This is a genomic window from Flavobacterium sp. KY-23415, assembly GCF_055384985.1.
In genome coordinates, this window is record NZ_AP044001.1 from 538,401 (window position 1) to 555,480 (window position 17,080).

The window sequence follows — 17,080 nt, forward strand, 5'->3', positions numbered from 1 at the left end:
TTTAAGAAAATAACTTTATGAAATAATAAAGATAAATAAAGTACATCATGGCAACATTAAAAGTAATTTTTAAAAACAATAGTAAACTATCAGACAAGCTTGTGTCGATTGGTTTTGTATCTGGTAGCACAACAGCACCTTTTAGTATAAGCTGTCCAAGTTCAAATCCTTTAAAACCATCAGAATTTGAGATAAAGCCCTTAAACGAGACCAAGGGCGAAGGCAATTGGTATTCTTTTGAACAATTAAAAAACGGAGTTTCAATAGAAAATTTTAGTGGTCGAATTTACATTTCATACGGTCAAACTTGGTCAGTTTTGAATGCTGGCTATGAACCTGCACAAAACATTACCGATCAAAATTTCTTTCTTCGCTATGACAAAATGGAACTCACCTTTAATGGTAATGTTGCAGATGTAGCCGACTTAACAAGCATTGATTATTGGAGTATTCCAATGCAGTTAGAAACTTCTCTAAATGGAACCGTAGTTCAAACCGATAATGGAATTAAAACAGGAGTAACTTCATATCCCATTTACTCACAATTAAATGCATTAACAACTCCACCACAATCTGGCTTAAATGATGCACTGCCCGCTTTGGTTCCTGGAAATTTTACACAACTGCCTACGCAACCTGGCACTGGTTTTGCGCGCATTATTGGTCCTTCTTCTTATCCTCCAATTGGAGGCGTTCCTGTGATTCCTTATTCTCTTTTTGACAAATACCTAGACCATTTAATTCAAAAATTTGGCCCCAATACACCCGTTGAAAAAACAAACGACAAAGAAAACATCACTGGCTTAGGAAAAGGAATTATTGCTACCATTGCGGGTCAGTTTAACGGTGTTGGTCCAAACGTCCCATCTTCTGGACCACAAAGCGCACAGGCTTATAACTTAACTGCTTCAATAGATAGCACAGGAAACATTACTTTAACAGGAACTGTAGGAAGTGTTCTTGGAACAACAACTATGGTTTACCAAAAAAATGATCTTATTAATCCGAGTGGTATTTATGGTGCTAATGCAGCATTTTCTCTTAACGGTGGAGCATCACAAAATCCTGCAAACGATGTGTTTGGTTGGATAACGGGAGATTTATTAGCTGGTTTTAATATTGGAGCTATTGGATCAGAAACTATAATTAACGGAACAAAAGTTGGAGCAATGACCAGTAGTGAATGGTTCGCAATACCTAACACAGAGTTATTCAGCAATTTACAAAGTAAACCTTCAAATTACAATCAATATGCAGCTACATTGCAAAAACTTTCAGACGCCTATAATTTTGCCTATTCGGATCGTTTTTCTCCTGTATTAGTTTCACTAAACCCATCAACTATTGATACATTACAAATTTCGTTGCTCAATGTATTAGAAGCTGTATAATTCTAAAAAAACTACCTCTATGAGTTCAATAACTATTGAGCTCATTTTGGTTACTACAATATGCTTACTAGTTTTTTTAATTTTCCATAACCAAAAAAAACAGTCTTGTTCTCTAATTATTCTTACTCATGGATAAAACTCAAGTACTCATTCCATTTAACTCACTTTCAAAACATTGAAATAATAACTTTACTATAGAAATTAAAAACTAGCTAGGTTTATTTTCAAAACACGTTTCAAATTAATAGTTCTAAAATACAAACCCAACTGTGTTTACAGTATTTAAAACCTTATGTATTGCAAACCTATTACTAAATGAAACAAGAAATAAAAGTGGAGTTCAGAAACCATATTAAAAAACGAGGCGAAACCTGAAAAGCCTTATGAGTAGGGACAAACAAATAAATTTTAAAAATTATGGAAGCATTTAATGGAAAATGGAAAGATGGTAATGGAGACACAATCGTTGTTACAGGAAAAGAAAATTTTTTAACAGTAAAATACAACAACGGCAGAGGTCCTTTTCAAGGTTTTGAGATCAATTTAACATCACCAGTTATTGATGTAAATTTTACAGACGACAAACCGTTTGTTGGCGTTTTAGGAGAGAGAACAATTTATTGGATTAATGGGACTACTTGGACAAAACAATAATTCTTTTGAATAATTAATCCCAATAAATATTTAATTAAAGGCTAAATTAACTCACAAGCAGTTAGCTTAGCCTTTAACAAAATTTAACTAACATCAATTCATCTCATTTGTTCTTTTATAGTATACAAGTTCTTGGAATAAGAATCCCTAATAAAAACAAAAAATCATGAAAAAAAATCCAAAAATTTTTATAGCAATTGTAATAACTGTAATTGTACTTGTAGTTATATTTAAAACTTGCTCAAAAGAAAAGTATCAAAAAAATGACGATTTTACTATTAACTATAGTTTACCCGAAGATTTACCCGAAGGAGCATCAGAGAAAGAATTAGCAGAGTTTGCATGGAAAGAATTTTTTGCTTTAAACTGGGAATCTTCATGGGAGAAAGATAGTTTAAGAGACCATCCTAATAAAAACTGGACACCTGAACAAAATAATGGACAACCAAATTTAGCTGTATGGGAAACTTTCATTCATCGTTCAGAATTACGCCCTGCCAACGGTAAAAGAACAAAAGATTTAAGCAAAGGGAAACCTCATTATACTTTTGTTGATTCTACTCTAGTAAACAATGGAAGTAACAAACTTAATTTATCAAATTATTGGAACATACTCGATGAAGATAATGAAATCGGCTCTGCTTATTTATTTTCAAATGAAAAACAAAATGAAGTGCTCTACATGGCTAAAACTAATTTAGTAGAATATAATTATCTTAAAAAGCATTTCCCAACAGATACACTACTGCACACTGCTGGAGAAAGAATTTCTTCTAATAACACGGAAGCAAATCTTCAACATTTTAAAAGTCTAAAGAAAAAAGGAATGTGTGCTAGTGATAGTCTTACTGAAAATGGATATATCTGTTTACCATGTGGAGATGAGAATGGAAATAAAGGTGCAACAGAAATAAAATTGGCTTTTAGAAAATTAGACTCTTTAACAGATGATGTCAGACGATTTATTACTAAAAAAGTGATTGTATTTGTTCAAGACAAAGAATCGGATTCAATAATTGCAAAAGAAGAAAATTATGGTTTAATAGGAATGCATATTATACATAAAAGTAAAAATTACCCAAGTTTTATTTTTGCTTCTTTCGAGCAAGTTGATGTTCGAAATAACAATATGCAAACAATTGGAATAGATACCGTAAAAGTTAACGATAATAATTATGTTAATGAAGATCCTCATCGATTAAATCCAGTCATTGAAAGAGTAATTCCCGAAAGCATACAAGAAGTAAATAATTTGATAAAAGAAGCTATTATCAAATTAAACCCGAATTCGAAATGGCAATATTATCAGTTAGTTGGTGTTCAGGCAAACCCAACAGATTATACTCAAAGAAATAATGATAATAATTATTTTATGGCTAACTATGTAATAGAGTCTGATTTAAAATTAACCAATTTTCATGGTTCTTTTGGCGATCCCTTCAATTCAATTATTCAAAATGTAGTTTCTAACGGCAATAGCTATAACATGGGAGGTTGTATGGGATGTCATGGGCAATCACAAGTGAATTTTGGAACCGACTTTAGTTTTCTCTTAGATAGTGGCAATAACAAACCAGTAATAAAACCAGATTTACTTCAAACATATCAAGATGCATTAAACTCTGTTAATAAAAAGAAACTAAAAACTTTTCTTAAAAAGAATGTAAAATAATAAGACTATTATCATTTGTAATTTGAATTTGCTTTAAAATAAAAGTCAAGGCATGATACTGTTCTTTTTAATTGTACATAAAAAAGGGCATTATATTATAGTAAATTCTAGTTGTAATAGACCTTAACAAAATTAAGAAATTACTATAAAAACGAGGCGAAATCTGAAAAGCCATAGAAGTAGGAACAAACAAATAAATTTTAGAAATTATGGAAACAACTAAAGTTTTTCAATTGTCTGCCGTTAGTCAAAATGATAATGGAGCAGCAGATGGCAACACAATTCTTTGTGAAGTTACAAAAATAACAAATGGAACATTAAGAGCAGGTTCATTCCCTATTAATAAGGAACTTCCTTTACCAACTCCTCCTGGTCAAAATGATTCAGGGCCAACACCTACATGGTTCTTACAACCAGACGGTGCTATTTTAGATACTTCGTTTGAGTTACAAATTTCATGTCCGACAGATAAAAACTATCCAACTACTTCTATAACCGTAAAAGCTTCAGATGTGGAAAAATGGGCTCTAATACCTTATAATGAAAGAGATAATCAAATTTATCAAAATGGGGAATATGGCATTTTTGGTTTTGCACAAGAAGGTCCAAATGGTTTAATCTATACCATTACAGCAGGCGTTTTGAATCCGCAGTTACAAGGATAAAAACACCAATTAATTTATTAAACACAAAGGAGACTGTCCAAAAAGTATCATTTTCAAACTAAACTTATTTTAGTTTCTATTAATATTTGATTATCATCTATAATTAGATTCAGAAATAAATTTGAGATAACAAAAAAAAATTTTTTAACAGTCTCTTTTTTTTGATATGTTTATTTATGAAATAAATTTAAAATGATTTTAGCTCTAGAATACAAAAAATAAGTTAAATTTACTCATTCTAAATAAACATTAATTTTAATAAACATGATCCCAACAAACACAATCGAAGACATTCTCTTACCTCCTGGTAACTCGCTCACTACTCAAGACATAGTAGCAACCACAAATGGACAAATAGTTTTTGATGATAAATTCTATCAATTAATTCCAACACTCCCACAGGCCGAAAGAATAATTACTGAAACGGAAAATAAAATTTCCGTATGTGTACTTTTCTTTTTAAACACAAAATTAACATCTCTAAATTTAAAAGTAAATACACTTTTTACAATAGGTAATAATGGTAAGCCTCAATTACAATTATTTATTTACACCAGTCTTGAAGAAAGAATGAAAATTATACAAAACAAGACAGCAGAAAAACACCATAATGCCTTCACTATCAATTTTGATCTAATGAATAAAAATTGCGAGAGCACATTACCTATTGGATATTCATTAAAGGATATTGAAAAAATTGAAACTTTCCTTTGGGATATTGACCCTAAAACATCAAGAGGGACTGTGACTACTGTACAACAAGTCGCTCCAAATAACTAATTTATTCCCAAATCTAATCATAATCAATGTCAATAATACGTAACTTGTTGTTCCTATTATTAACCATTTCATTAAATGCACAAGAGAAGATTATTTTTTTTAAAGAAATTGAAAAAAAAACCGCTCAGTTCGGTCATATAAAATTTTTCAATGAAACGTATACTTTTTACAAACAAAATGAATGGGATTCTACTTTAGTATACTCTTATAATTTATTAGATACTAAAGAAAATAAAGAACTTTTAGATTATATTCATTATTTCAGAGGTCATAGTTTCAAAAAGAAAAATTTAATTGAAAAGGCTATTAAAGAATATCTTTTAATCTCAACTAATTTTGCATTCTATTGTCATGTTAAAAGTGCTTTAGCAGAGCTTTATTTAATAAAAAATGAATATGCAAAAGCGCTAGTCTATTTTAATGACATTGAAAAGATAAAAAATCGGTTATGCCAACCCAAAAAGAGTGCCTTATTTCACAATATAGGTCTCTGTCATTTTCATCTTTCACAATTTGAAGAAGCAGAGACCTATTTACTAAAAGGAACAACTTTACAAGAAAAAGAAAAGGACACTTTGCTATTAATAAGTTCTTATATGGATATTGCCAACCTTTATTACGAACAATACAAAGACAATCAGGCCATTCCATATTTTGAAAAAGCATATACTTTATCAAAAAAAACAAAGAATTTTGAAATAAAACAAAATGCAGCCTTAAATATGTCTGTTGTGGAAGAAAACAGAAAAGATTTGGCTAAAGCCATGATCTATAGAAAAGAGTATGACCTTTGGAAAGATTCTTTAAACAATCAAAATAAAATTTGGGCAGTAGCCGAAATAGAAAAGAAATATGCTGTAAATCAAAAACAAAAAGAAATACAACTATTAGCTTCTGAAAACAAAATAAAAGCTTTTCAACGAAATGGTTTTATTGCCTCTTCTATTCTATTCTTACTGCTTTTTGGAACCGCTTTTTATTTTTACTACCAAAAGAAGAAAACAAATAAAATTATTGAAGCACAAAAAGAAAATTTAGATGCTCTAAACGCCACCAAAGACAAACTATTTTCCATTATTAGTCACGATTTGCGTTCTTCAGTGAACACGATGAAAGTAACGAACACTAAACTTTTAAAAGACATAGAAAATCGCAACTATGATACTTTAGACAAAACAGTTCACAACAATGCCGCTATTGCCAATAGCACTTTTAATTTACTAGAAAACCTTTTGCATTGGGCCACCCTCCAATCACAACAATTGTATTTTCATATTGAATCGGTTGACTTATTCTCTGTAATGCAACAAATAGAATACAATTACAAACCTCTCTTTGAAAATAAAAATTTGGTTTTTAAAAACACCATTCCAAAAGCTTCTTTTGTTTTTGCCGATTTGGATTCTTTAAAAATAATTATCCGAAACCTCCTTGATAACGCTATTAAATTTTCTAACGATAACGATACTATTACTGTCTTTATTTCCTATAATAAAGAATCTTTCATTAATCTCATCATTGAAGACTCAGGTATTGGAATGAATGAAGAAACCCTAAAAGATTTATTAAAAGAAGGAAACCTATTAAACAAAAAGAAAAATCAGGAAGGTATTGGAACAGGTTTAGGTTTGCAACTTTGCAAATCGTTAATTCAGAAAAACAAAGGTTATTTAACTATTGAAAGTTTTGAAAACAAAGGCACTAAAATGATTATCTCTCTCCCTAAATCAACTTTGTAATGGATAAAATTAACATACTTATCATTGAAGATAACTTAGAAGAAGCAAAAGCACTTGAAAAAGTATTAACGGAAAACAATTATACCGTAGTAGGCATCGCCAATACCTATCAAGAAGCACTATCATTATACTATAAATCACCCATCGATCTTGTTATAATTGACGTTTTTCTAGGTGAAAATCCAGATGGGATTACGTTTGCGGAAACTATTTCAATAGTACCCAATGCACTAAAACCATTTGTATTCTTAACGAACTCTAAAGACCGACAAATTTTTGAAAGAGCCAAACTAACCAAGCCTTTTAGCTTCCTGCTAAAACCTTTCAACGAGTTAGAAGTATTATATGCCATAGAAATGGCCGTTGAAAAATTCTTTAATCAACCCAATGTTTTTGTTAGCGAACATCAAGACACAGTAATCAGCGATAATTTTCTTTTTATTAAAAAGAAAAACGCACTCTACAAAGTAAAAAACGATGACATAATTTATATTGAAGTTGACGATCGATATTGCACCATTATAACGAATACAGAAAAATTTATTATACAAATTTCCTTAGGGAAAATTAGTGAGTTACTTTGTAATAAAACTTTTGCTCAAACCCACAGAAAATATATCGTTAATATTAATGCTATAGAGAAAATTATTTTAGAAGATAATCTTTTGTTATTGAAAGGCAATCACGAAGTCACTTTCAGTGGAAAATATAAGGATATCATAAAAAGTTTTACGGTTTTAAAATAACATATCATTTACTCTAAAGACTAAAAAATCTTCCCCCACAGGAGGTTTTTTTGTTTTATAGCGGCAAACTAATTTCACTCATACCACTAATTCCTTTCTTCTACATCAGAAAATATACCATTCACATCATCTTTTCTATTTTCCATTTATTCATAAACTATTTTTATCTCAGAAAACAAAATCTAGCGCTAGAAAATTGTTTTTCAAGATTAAAAGTAGAGTTCTGCAACTACTATAAAAACGAGGCGAAATCTGAAAAGCCAAAAGAGTAGGAACAAACAAATAAATTTTAGAAAAGATGTCAGAAAACGTTAAAGGAATCATCAATGTTGATAACCAAACAAATGCCTATGCTATTGCAAAACCAAAATCTACTGATATTGATTACGGAAAAATTGAAGAAGGACCATATTCTATTCCTCCTAAAACAAGACAATTAGGAATTAAATGTGAAGGAGCCAAGGGAACTGCTACAGGAACTGATTTTACACAAACTTGGGAAATGAGTACAGGTGGAATCATAAAAGTATATGTAGATGCGCCATATTCAAAAGATAACAATTACAAACTTAAAGAAAACACAACTGCTTATGACGTAACTGCTGAACTCTTAGATAAACATGGGAATGCAGTAGTTGATTTGATTATTAAAGAAAAAAAATAAGCTAAAAAAAACATTCTTATATAGATATATAGATAGAAAGAATACCTATTTTAAATTAAAGATAATAACACCCTGTTTTAAATCTTAAAAAGTAAAACAGGGTTAGTTTCACATTAATTACTAAATAATCGCTCTCCTACATTATTGTATTTAGAATTTAAAGACAGTTATTATAATAACTAAACAGCTAAATATAAAAAATTCATTAAAAACCAATAACTATGTGTACACGTATCACCAAATCTTTTAAAATCAAAGGAAAACAACATCAAATAACAGGAAGAAACATGGACTGGTTTGAATCTCAGCAAACCAATATATGGATTTATCCCGCTGGCATAAATCGAAACGGATCTGCAGGGCCTAATTCTTTTGAATGGACATCAAAATATAAAAGTATCACTGCTGCTGCCTATAACATTGCGACTTCTGATGGAATAAATGAAAAAGGCTTAGTCGCTAATTTATTATGGCTAGCGGATGCAGATTTTCCAAAATTATCTTTTCCCTCTTCCAAAAAACCTATTTCAATTAGCATTTGGGCACAAATGATTCTCGACCTATGTGCTACTGTTGAGGAAGCTATTCAATGTATGAAGCATGTATATGTAGTAACCACTAAATTACCCGAAACAGATAGGTTAGCACTTTGTCATTTATCTGTTAGTGACAAAAAAGGAAATTCTGTAATATTTGAATACAAAAATGAGCAATTGACAACCTCAACAAACATTAATAATTCAGATATTGATCATCTCCATGTTTACAATAAGAAAAAAATGAGCGTTATGACCAATGAACCTTTCTTCAACAAACAGTTAAAGTTGAATTATTTTTGGGAATACCAAAACGAAAAAATCTTTTTACCCGGAAGCCAAAAATCCGAAGATCGCTTTGTTAGAGCAACATATTATTCGAAAAACATTGAAAAAAAATACCAAAACGACTACAATGCATTAGCAAGCATACTAAGCGCTATGCACAACGTAGCAGGTCCGATCGGGAAAAATTATGGAGATCGACCAAATATAAGTCCTACTTGGTGGACAAGTATTAGTGACCATAAAGAACTAGTCTATTACTTTGAGGCTGTATATAGTCCCTCTATCATTTGGATCAATCTAAAAAGTGAATGGATTAATGGGGCGTTAGATAAAATGGAAGGAGAGCATAAAGCACTACGACTAAAATTCGATGAAAATTATCCTTTAGCCTATAACAACGAATTAATTGCTGGAAATGTTGAAAAATATCTTGAACCTTCAAAGACCTTTACTTTTTTAAAGATAGAAGCAGAAACCTTAAATTGTATTGAAATTTGCTAACGCAATAGTTTTTCAGAATAAGTCTATCAAAACAATTCTGTTTACTTCTAATTTATTGGATATCGCTGAAAACATCTTTTTATTTCCTCTTTCCCATAAAAGCTATTTTTATGAAAGAAACCTAGTGCTTGGGATTATATTTTAAACTTAAAAAGAGCAGAATTTATTTGCTAAACACCGTTTAAGTATTCAATCTAAATATTTTTAAGTTATGTCAGACAAAGATGAAGAAAAACAAAAAACATTATCAGCTAATGGTAATACAAAATATGTAATTAATTTTTCTAATACAGATCCAAAAAAGGATGTTGAAATCCTAAAAGAAAACAATACTATAACTAACTCAAAAGAAACTGCATGGACAGTCGGAAATCATGATCATAATAAAATACAGTATGACACATCCTATAATATATTTTATTCTAGTGAAGATTCAATGAGTCCCAATTATATAAGTAAGAAAAAAGATTAATTATTCTATAAGAAAAACAAGAATTAATACTAAATAAAATTATGTCAGAATCACAACTACAAGAAATAATCGCAACCATACGACCTAACCCAAACTATTGGAGTCCCTATGTCATTAATTTTAAAGATGATTTTGCGAAAAAAATATTTGATGAAACCGTGAAACCAAAAGAACCTAATTTTTTTCCATTTGCATACGCTACTCAACCTATTAATGGAGGAACAGCTCTTAGTTTTATTTGCAATAAAGCAATTACAAAAAGAGGTGAACCCTACGAATGCTTTTTAGTCTTCGTATATCAAACATTTGAAAACGAAAATATATTGATGAAAATCCAGAAAATTGAGTACAATTATAACAGTATGTAATGTAAAAAAATGAGGTCTAATTTCATTCACAGCAGAAAAACGCTCATTCACAACATTTATTCAATATTCATTACATTTTAAAAATACCTTTATAGATAAGTAATCAAATATAGTCTTAAAAACCATTTTTAAATTTTTTCAAAAAGTAGATTTTGTTTTTGCTATGACCTTTAAATCAATACTAACCAAGAACATTAAAAATTAATTAATTATGGCAACACAAGACCAACTTAACTTTGTAAACAATGCTCCATCTGGAATGAGAGAAGCCTATGCACAAGGGGCTGCTCAATTGTCTATTCCTGTTAATCATTTACTTGCCCCACATTGGCATCCAAATGCTAATGAAATAACCACTTGCATAAGCGGTGAAGGTACAGTTACTATTATAGCTCCAAATCATGGGACAGGTGATGCAAGCGGAGGAATTTATAATACATATCCATTTAAAGCTGGAGACACTGTTTTTTTACCTCAAGGTTTTTTACATTATTTTGTGAATACTGGTGAGGAAAATTTCACTATTGACCTTTCTTTTGACAAAGAGGATTTTAATATTCTTACCTTAAATGAAATTATAACATTATTACCTAGTGATATAAAAATAACATCTATTAAGGACAATAATGATTATCCTTTTCTTGCCTACAACAAAAAAGTTGTATCTGTTTAATCCAAAGTACTTAGCAATCTAATTGTAGTACTTAAAAGATTTTATTAATCTTTTAAGTACTAGCTTGTTGCTGTACAATTTAAAAAATAATAACTAAAATAAAAAAGATGACAGATTCAAACTCTAATACAACAAATCCGACAGTAGGAATGTCAAAAGCCCCTAATGACTATCAGATTATATTAACCCCAACCAAAAAACATATGTTCATTCAATATTTAGGGAACGTTTGCCATTTAATCGCAGAAAATTTAGACGAAAAGCAAGTAGCACAATTTTTTATATCAAAAAGAAGTGGAGGTATTTCTGGACAGAGCGTCTATATTCAACCCAAAATGAAATATGTTATTTCCCTAGAAAACATTGGCAATGAGATAATGGTTATGAATAGAACTCAAACAACTGATCTAACAAAACCAAAAATTGGGGTATCCATATTTGCTGAATCATAATACTAAAAGAACAATTAAGACATGAAAAACATAATAGAAATTCCAGCATTGAGTCAACAAACGAGTTCACCGATATTTCCAAACTCATTAATAACAGAACCTACACAGTCTTATCCTGAACCAAATATTCAAGGACTTGGCCCCTTTCAGTATTTAATAGGAACTTGGTCAAATCAAAATTTAGGAACCTCAGATAAAGGAGGAAGAATAAATCCTTATTCCTATAATTTATTAGCTTTACCTTCTTCTGAATCAAAAGAAAAGTTCATCTTAAAAAACTTTACTTATTATGAAGAAATCACTTTCTCTCCCATAAATGGTAATGTACAAAACAGAGGAGGAAATTATAGCCAATATTCAAATGTTCTTTTCTATGAACAACGTGTTTATTTTGCTGAAGGACCAAATAAAGATCAACTCGTTCATGCAGAAAATGGATCATGGCTATTCCTAGAAACAGGAGAACAACCATTAAATGCTTATGGGGCAACTCCTGTTATTCCTCCTCCCAATCCAATTCCTACACAAAACAGTTCCGCTAATATTGTCAAACAAATTTCTGTTCCGCATGGCAATTCAATATTAGCGCTTGGAAACATAAAAAACTATACCACTTCTCAAAAAAATGTATTTATAAATAAGGGACCATTAAAAATTGAGGATTATAATGGAAGTTTACCCATAGATATGGATTTATTATTCCCTTATGATACAAAAACAGATATACGAGGCGGAAATCCTTATCCAAAATTAGCTAAGAACCCTAACATACCGTTACAGGAATTCACTGTTGACAATCCTTGTACAAAATATATTGAATGGCATGTGGATACCGAAAATGAAGCTGCATTGGGCTCTGTTACAAACATCCCCTTTGAACAAAAAAAAGCTAATGTTTCAAACTATAAAGCTACCTATTGGCTGCAATCTTTTGGAACTGAAAATATTTTTACAGAATTAGCCTATTCACAGACTATTGTTTTGGATATTCCTATAAATGGAAAAATCGTAAAGTTCCCACACATAACATGTAATGTACTAACCAAGAAAAAATAATTAATAATATGGATATAACCGCTTTAAGAATTGACCAAGAAATTAGCACCCTACAAAATTTTATTGAGGGAATAAAGTCAAAGCTATCAGGTACTGTAAAAATATCAACAGCTATAGGGGATTCAGAAAATTTTTATGATCATTTTAAAAACAGTCAAATATTTAATTCTAGAATACAAACCAATCCTTTTGTTATAGTATACTGTGAAAGTGAAAATGATGTAAAAATAACCTACAAAACAGCCGTTTATTTTAATCTACCCATCCGAGTTAGGGCTGGAGGACACGATCATGAAGGTGAATGCATTGGTACAAATACCATTGTTATTGATGTTTCAAAAATAAATCATATCAAGATAGACCAAAACACTAAGATAGCATCTATTGGCCCTGGGAATAAATTTAAAAGACTCACCACAGAATTAGCTAAAGTAGATGTCATGATTCCACATGGCACTTGTGCAACAGTAGGTATTGCAGGCTTCACCATGGGTGGTGGTTGGGGGCCATGGACGAGAAAAAAAGGAATGTGCTGCGAGCATCTAGTAGGTGCTAATATTTTACTGGGTAATGGTGAGATTGTAAAGCTAGATGTTGACGCTAAAGGGAATGTTCCAGAATTACTTTGGGCTCTCAGAGGTGGTGGAGGCATGAGTTATGGTATTGTTACAGAACTCCGCATACAAACGTTCCCTTTACCTCCTGTCTTGTATCGTTTTGAATTAGAATGGAATTTATATAACGATTTACAAACAGATCTAATAGATGAAAAAGTACCAACTCTAAAAGTATTAAAAAAATGGGAATCACTTATTCAATCAAATGAAACATCACATCTTGTTGGAACTAATTTAAAAATAAACGGACGCCCTTGGGAAAAGGATAAACCAATTAATGTGACTACCATTGCTCACAATTGCTTAATGTATGGGTATTGGGAAGGTAATGAAGCTAGTCTTAAAGAATTTATAAATAAAAATTTCACAAATGAGCTTTTTCCTAGCGGATTAACCATTGAAAAACCAACTGGAGCTGACTATGAAAAAGACACCTATGGATTAAATTTAATGAATTCATGGGACAGAGAATCATTGCCTAGAATACAGTTCAAGATGAATTCTGGGAATGTAAACGGAATTCCATTTGAACCAGATGAAGATCAACCTGCCCCACATAAGATAACCTCAAGACTCGTAAATAAAGAAGGTCTTGACTATGATAGCAAAAACGGATATGAACAATTATTAAAAAGTTTAACGTCCGAACTTATCTTAAAAGGCAATCGCTCTCTTGGATTGTTTACTTACGTTACGCTAGGGGCAATAATAGGAGACTTCTACAAAGAACATCCAAAGGGTTATGATAGTGCATTTCCTTATAAAGACAAATTATATACCATTCAATACCAATGCTGGTGGAACGAAGAAGAAAAAGAGATTGAAAAAGAGCAAGATAATTTAGTATATGATAGAACCAACAGGGCTTTAGACTGGATAGAAGAAAATAGAGACTTTATCATTCCGAATACATCTGGTGCCTTTATCAGTTTCAAAGACAGCTCTATTCCAACAGCAACATATTTCTCTTTTAACTATGAAAAGTTAAAAGACATTAAGATCAAATATTCAGAAGATGAATACAATCATTTTAGAACACGTAAAACAATCATTTAAATATTTTTCACTAATGGCAATCGAATTTAATTTTAAAAACAATATTGATGACAAACCTCCACATATCTTAGATTTTCTGAAGCCTCAGGGTATAGGCTCCTATTTTTCAAGAAAATTACACGCTTGGGAAATACTACCTTTTAAATATGGAAAACCTATAGGGAGAACCGCTAAAGCAAGAAACATCATTAAAAAAAGTACTATTACAGTTTTAAAAACCAGTAACCAAGAAGCTACATTAACAGCAATCTATAAAGGTTTTTCACAACCAGACGATCTTGTTTTTGAATATAAACTAACGGGATTAAATGCTACGGAGTGGAAGTTATCTTACAATGAAATTGCTATAATATATGCAGAAAAGAAAGCTAGTATCAGTAGTCAATCAAAATTTAACACCTTAGGAGAATTTACCATTGGTCAATATACCAATTGGTTGTATAGCATCAGTCTATGGGAACAGCCTCAATTATTAGAGGATGCAATTTATGATTTACTAAATTTTAGTTTAACCGGTATTGATTTCTCTTCTTAATTTAACGTGAGTTCAATGTAAATTAGTTGGTTTCCGTTACATCGAGTGTTTTCAATGTAGCTTTCGGAATTGAAAATGTATTGTGATGTTATAAATATCTTATTAATTAGTTTTTGATACATTTTTTACTCCAATTTATTACCTAAAAACACTCAAACTGACGAGAAACCTTTGTTTATTTATACTTCTTTAAAATTTTAACATTGAACTCAGGTTAATTTAGTATTTAAAAACTAAAGAATAAATCAAGTTGTAATTTCGATGTAAAAAGTATAATTAAAATCCAATTTAATACATAATCTATAGTAAACAATTACTAGTCAATACAAATTTAAAAGTAAAGTGATTTTCTAAAAAATGTAAAAAATCCAATTTTGTAATTTCAAAATTGGATTTTTTTGGTAGTTCCTTAAAATAACTTAACATTAAAAGTGTAAAATCCAAAATAAAGAACCTTCTTATTTCAAGATGGAGGATATTACATTAAAAAATATAAGTCATTTTATTATCGATTCTTAAGAACTACAAGACAACGCAGAACATCCAACCTTGTGCCTAGCCCAATCGGGTCTTTTGGCAAACCATTTTTCAAACTCTGGTTGTTCATCATAGGGTTTTAACAACAAATTGTAAAGCTCATTCAATAATTCATAATCACCTTTATCTGCAGCATCAATGGCTAATTGTGCCATGTAATTCCTTAAAACATACTTTGGATTAATTGAATTCATCTCTTCTTCTCGCTCCTTGTTCAATCTATCCTCGTTCTTTAAAACAGACAGGTATTGTGCAAACCAATACAGCCAAGTATCTAACACTGTTTCTTTTACTTCTTCAATAGAATAAAATGATTCTTTAACTTTCTCAAAAGCGTTTTCTATGGTGTCTTCTTTGTGAACATTACTCAATTTTCTAAAAAATATCGTCATATCTGTTTCAACTAAACGTAAATTTTCAGTTAATAGATAAATACATTCTTTCGACTTTTCGTTTTCTTCAACAAAACCTAATTTATTGTGCATCATCTTTAAATAATCTACCTCATATTGAATTGGAAAATCATTTAATATTTTTTCTAAAGGCTCAGATTCTTCAATCAATGGATATAAAGCATTTGCTAATTGTAATAAATTCCATTGTGCAATCACAGGTTGATTACCAAAACGATATCTTCTATATTCATTATCTGTAGTATTAGGTGTCCAATTCGGATCGTAATCTTCTAACCATCCATAAGGACCATAATCAATTGTAATACCATGTATAGACATATTATCCGTATTCATTACACCGTGAACAAACCCTACACGCTGCCAATGTACTATCATTTCCAATGTTTTCTGAGCTACAGCTTCAAAAAAACTTATGTATTTCGTTTTTCCTTCTTCTTTAATTTCAGGATAATAATATTTTATAACAAAGTCAGACAATTCCTTTAAATTCTTATAATCTTCTCTAGCCGCAAATATTTCAAAATTCCCAAATCGAATAAATGAAGGAGCAACTCTAGTAACTATTGCTCCTTTCTCAAAAGCAGCATTACCATTATATAATATATCTCTCAAGACTTGATCTCCACTTAAAACTAATGCTAGCGAACAGGTAGTAGGCACCCCTAAATGATACATAGCTTCACTACAAAGATGTTCGCGTATAGAAGATCGCAATACTGCAAAACCATCTCCTTTCCTCGAATATGGAGTTTTACCAGCTCCTTTCAGTTGAACCATTAAATGTTGTTCATTATTTTCAACTTCAAATAAATTAATAGCTCTTCCATCTCCAAGTTGTCCAGCCCAGTGACCAAATTGATGACCTGCATAACACATAGCGTAAGGCTGTGTTCCTGCATAAATTGTTTTACCTGAAAAAACATTCAAAAATTGCTCTGACACCAAATCTTCTTCAGAAATACCAATTTCTTTTGAAACTTCTTTTGAAATATGAACAACGCTAGGGTTAGATGGATTTTGCGGTTCTACATAAGAAAAACAAGCTTCTACTACTTGTCTAGGAGTGTTAGTCTCTACTGTATCAGCTGACAATTCACTAGTAAATCTATTATTAATATTCAACTTCATCATAATTATCTTTTTCTAAACTACATTAATTTTTTGACCAACAATCAACTTCTTATACAAAGGTATAACAGTTTTTAGTTTTCTATTTATAAATAATCATTTATATGTTTTGAATTATTCCCGAAAAATAAGCC

At 30.7% G+C, this 17,080-nt stretch carries 17 protein-coding genes; 16 read left to right on the plus strand and 1 reads right to left on the minus strand.

What is annotated here, in order from left to right; all coding sequences use genetic code 11:
- Positions 1-47 precede the first annotated feature (47 nt).
- From ACZ49Z_RS02690 to ACZ49Z_RS02765, 16 genes are all read left to right on the plus strand, one after another.
- Positions 48-1,391 carry a beta-1,3-glucanase family protein gene (locus ACZ49Z_RS02690; protein WP_464306658.1) on the plus strand — a complete coding sequence of 448 codons (1,344 nt, stop codon included), beginning with the start codon at positions 48-50 and terminating at the stop codon, positions 1,389-1,391.
- A gap of 417 nt (positions 1,392-1,808) precedes the next feature.
- Complete coding sequence (locus ACZ49Z_RS02695) at positions 1,809-2,045, plus strand: hypothetical protein (RefSeq protein ID WP_464306659.1); 237 nt, start codon at positions 1,809-1,811, stop codon at positions 2,043-2,045.
- 166 nt (positions 2,046-2,211) lie between these two features.
- Complete coding sequence (locus ACZ49Z_RS02700; protein ID WP_464306660.1) at positions 2,212-3,717, plus strand: hypothetical protein; 1,506 nt, start codon at positions 2,212-2,214, stop codon at positions 3,715-3,717.
- Between the two features lie 209 nt (positions 3,718-3,926).
- The gene (locus tag ACZ49Z_RS02705; RefSeq protein WP_464306661.1) at positions 3,927-4,382 is read left to right on the plus strand and encodes a hypothetical protein; all 456 of its coding nucleotides are present in this window, start codon (positions 3,927-3,929) and stop codon (positions 4,380-4,382) included.
- 264 nt (positions 4,383-4,646) lie between these two features.
- Positions 4,647-5,162, plus strand: a complete 516-nt coding sequence (locus ACZ49Z_RS02710) for a hypothetical protein (protein WP_464306662.1) — start codon at positions 4,647-4,649, stop codon at positions 5,160-5,162.
- 26 nt (positions 5,163-5,188) lie between these two features.
- Positions 5,189-6,901, plus strand: coding sequence for a tetratricopeptide repeat-containing sensor histidine kinase (locus ACZ49Z_RS02715; protein ID WP_464306663.1), 1,713 nt, complete (start codon positions 5,189-5,191; stop codon positions 6,899-6,901).
- Positions 6,901-7,647 carry a LytR/AlgR family response regulator transcription factor gene (locus ACZ49Z_RS02720; RefSeq protein WP_464306664.1) on the plus strand — a complete coding sequence of 249 codons (747 nt, stop codon included), beginning with the start codon at positions 6,901-6,903 and terminating at the stop codon, positions 7,645-7,647. The genes ACZ49Z_RS02715 and ACZ49Z_RS02720 overlap by 1 nt, the downstream gene beginning before the upstream one ends.
- A gap of 298 nt (positions 7,648-7,945) precedes the next feature.
- The gene (locus tag ACZ49Z_RS02725) at positions 7,946-8,311 is read left to right on the plus strand and encodes a hypothetical protein (protein WP_464306665.1); all 366 of its coding nucleotides are present in this window, start codon (positions 7,946-7,948) and stop codon (positions 8,309-8,311) included.
- 221 nt (positions 8,312-8,532) lie between these two features.
- Positions 8,533-9,636 (plus strand): linear amide C-N hydrolase, encoded by a 1,104-nt coding sequence (locus ACZ49Z_RS02730; RefSeq protein ID WP_464306666.1) that lies wholly within the window; start codon positions 8,533-8,535, stop codon positions 9,634-9,636.
- A 211-nt stretch (positions 9,637-9,847) separates the two neighbouring features.
- On the plus strand, positions 9,848-10,108 hold the full coding sequence (locus ACZ49Z_RS02735) for a hypothetical protein (RefSeq protein WP_464306667.1): 261 nt from the start codon (positions 9,848-9,850) through the stop codon (positions 10,106-10,108).
- A gap of 41 nt (positions 10,109-10,149) precedes the next feature.
- Positions 10,150-10,476, plus strand: coding sequence for a hypothetical protein (locus ACZ49Z_RS02740; RefSeq protein WP_464306668.1), 327 nt, complete (start codon positions 10,150-10,152; stop codon positions 10,474-10,476).
- Positions 10,477-10,687: 211 nt separating this feature from the next.
- The gene (locus tag ACZ49Z_RS02745) at positions 10,688-11,149 is read left to right on the plus strand and encodes a cupin domain-containing protein (protein WP_464306669.1); all 462 of its coding nucleotides are present in this window, start codon (positions 10,688-10,690) and stop codon (positions 11,147-11,149) included.
- 107 nt (positions 11,150-11,256) lie between these two features.
- A complete protein-coding gene (locus ACZ49Z_RS02750; protein WP_464306670.1) occupies positions 11,257-11,601 on the plus strand; it encodes a hypothetical protein in 345 nt (114 codons plus the stop codon).
- Between the two features lie 21 nt (positions 11,602-11,622).
- Positions 11,623-12,657 (plus strand): heme-binding protein, encoded by a 1,035-nt coding sequence (locus tag ACZ49Z_RS02755; protein ID WP_464306671.1) that lies wholly within the window; start codon positions 11,623-11,625, stop codon positions 12,655-12,657.
- Between the two features lie 8 nt (positions 12,658-12,665).
- Positions 12,666-14,330: an FAD-binding oxidoreductase gene (locus ACZ49Z_RS02760; protein ID WP_464306672.1), complete on the plus strand. Its 1,665-nt coding sequence runs from the start codon at positions 12,666-12,668 to the stop codon at positions 14,328-14,330.
- Complete coding sequence (locus tag ACZ49Z_RS02765) at positions 14,290-14,865, plus strand: hypothetical protein (RefSeq protein ID WP_464306673.1); 576 nt, start codon at positions 14,290-14,292, stop codon at positions 14,863-14,865. Before ACZ49Z_RS02760 ends, ACZ49Z_RS02765 begins: the two co-directional genes overlap by 41 nt.
- A gap of 515 nt (positions 14,866-15,380) precedes the next feature.
- Here the strand turns inward: ACZ49Z_RS02765 and ACZ49Z_RS02770 are convergent.
- Positions 15,381-16,949: a protein adenylyltransferase SelO gene (locus tag ACZ49Z_RS02770; protein ID WP_464306674.1), complete on the minus strand. Its 1,569-nt coding sequence runs from the start codon at positions 16,947-16,949 to the stop codon at positions 15,381-15,383.
- Between the last annotated feature and the right edge of the window lie 131 nt (positions 16,950-17,080).

Coding starts and splice junctions, on each gene's coding strand:
- ACZ49Z_RS02690 (WP_464306658.1), top strand. CDS start 48: ATGGCAACATTAAAAGTAATTTTTAAAAACAATAGTAAACTATCAGAC.
- ACZ49Z_RS02695 (WP_464306659.1), top strand. CDS start 1,809: ATGGAAGCATTTAATGGAAAATGGAAAGATGGTAATGGAGACACAATC.
- ACZ49Z_RS02700 (WP_464306660.1), top strand. CDS start 2,212: ATGAAAAAAAATCCAAAAATTTTTATAGCAATTGTAATAACTGTAATT.
- ACZ49Z_RS02705 (WP_464306661.1), top strand. CDS start 3,927: ATGGAAACAACTAAAGTTTTTCAATTGTCTGCCGTTAGTCAAAATGAT.
- ACZ49Z_RS02710 (WP_464306662.1), top strand. CDS start 4,647: ATGATCCCAACAAACACAATCGAAGACATTCTCTTACCTCCTGGTAAC.
- ACZ49Z_RS02715 (WP_464306663.1), top strand. CDS start 5,189: ATGTCAATAATACGTAACTTGTTGTTCCTATTATTAACCATTTCATTA.
- ACZ49Z_RS02720 (WP_464306664.1), top strand. CDS start 6,901: ATGGATAAAATTAACATACTTATCATTGAAGATAACTTAGAAGAAGCA.
- ACZ49Z_RS02725 (WP_464306665.1), top strand. CDS start 7,946: ATGTCAGAAAACGTTAAAGGAATCATCAATGTTGATAACCAAACAAAT.
- ACZ49Z_RS02730 (WP_464306666.1), top strand. CDS start 8,533: ATGTGTACACGTATCACCAAATCTTTTAAAATCAAAGGAAAACAACAT.
- ACZ49Z_RS02735 (WP_464306667.1), top strand. CDS start 9,848: ATGTCAGACAAAGATGAAGAAAAACAAAAAACATTATCAGCTAATGGT.
- ACZ49Z_RS02740 (WP_464306668.1), top strand. CDS start 10,150: ATGTCAGAATCACAACTACAAGAAATAATCGCAACCATACGACCTAAC.
- ACZ49Z_RS02745 (WP_464306669.1), top strand. CDS start 10,688: ATGGCAACACAAGACCAACTTAACTTTGTAAACAATGCTCCATCTGGA.
- ACZ49Z_RS02750 (WP_464306670.1), top strand. CDS start 11,257: ATGACAGATTCAAACTCTAATACAACAAATCCGACAGTAGGAATGTCA.
- ACZ49Z_RS02755 (WP_464306671.1), top strand. CDS start 11,623: ATGAAAAACATAATAGAAATTCCAGCATTGAGTCAACAAACGAGTTCA.
- ACZ49Z_RS02760 (WP_464306672.1), top strand. CDS start 12,666: ATGGATATAACCGCTTTAAGAATTGACCAAGAAATTAGCACCCTACAA.
- ACZ49Z_RS02765 (WP_464306673.1), top strand. CDS start 14,290: ATGAATACAATCATTTTAGAACACGTAAAACAATCATTTAAATATTTT.
- ACZ49Z_RS02770 (WP_464306674.1), bottom strand. CDS start 16,949: ATGATGAAGTTGAATATTAATAATAGATTTACTAGTGAATTGTCAGCT.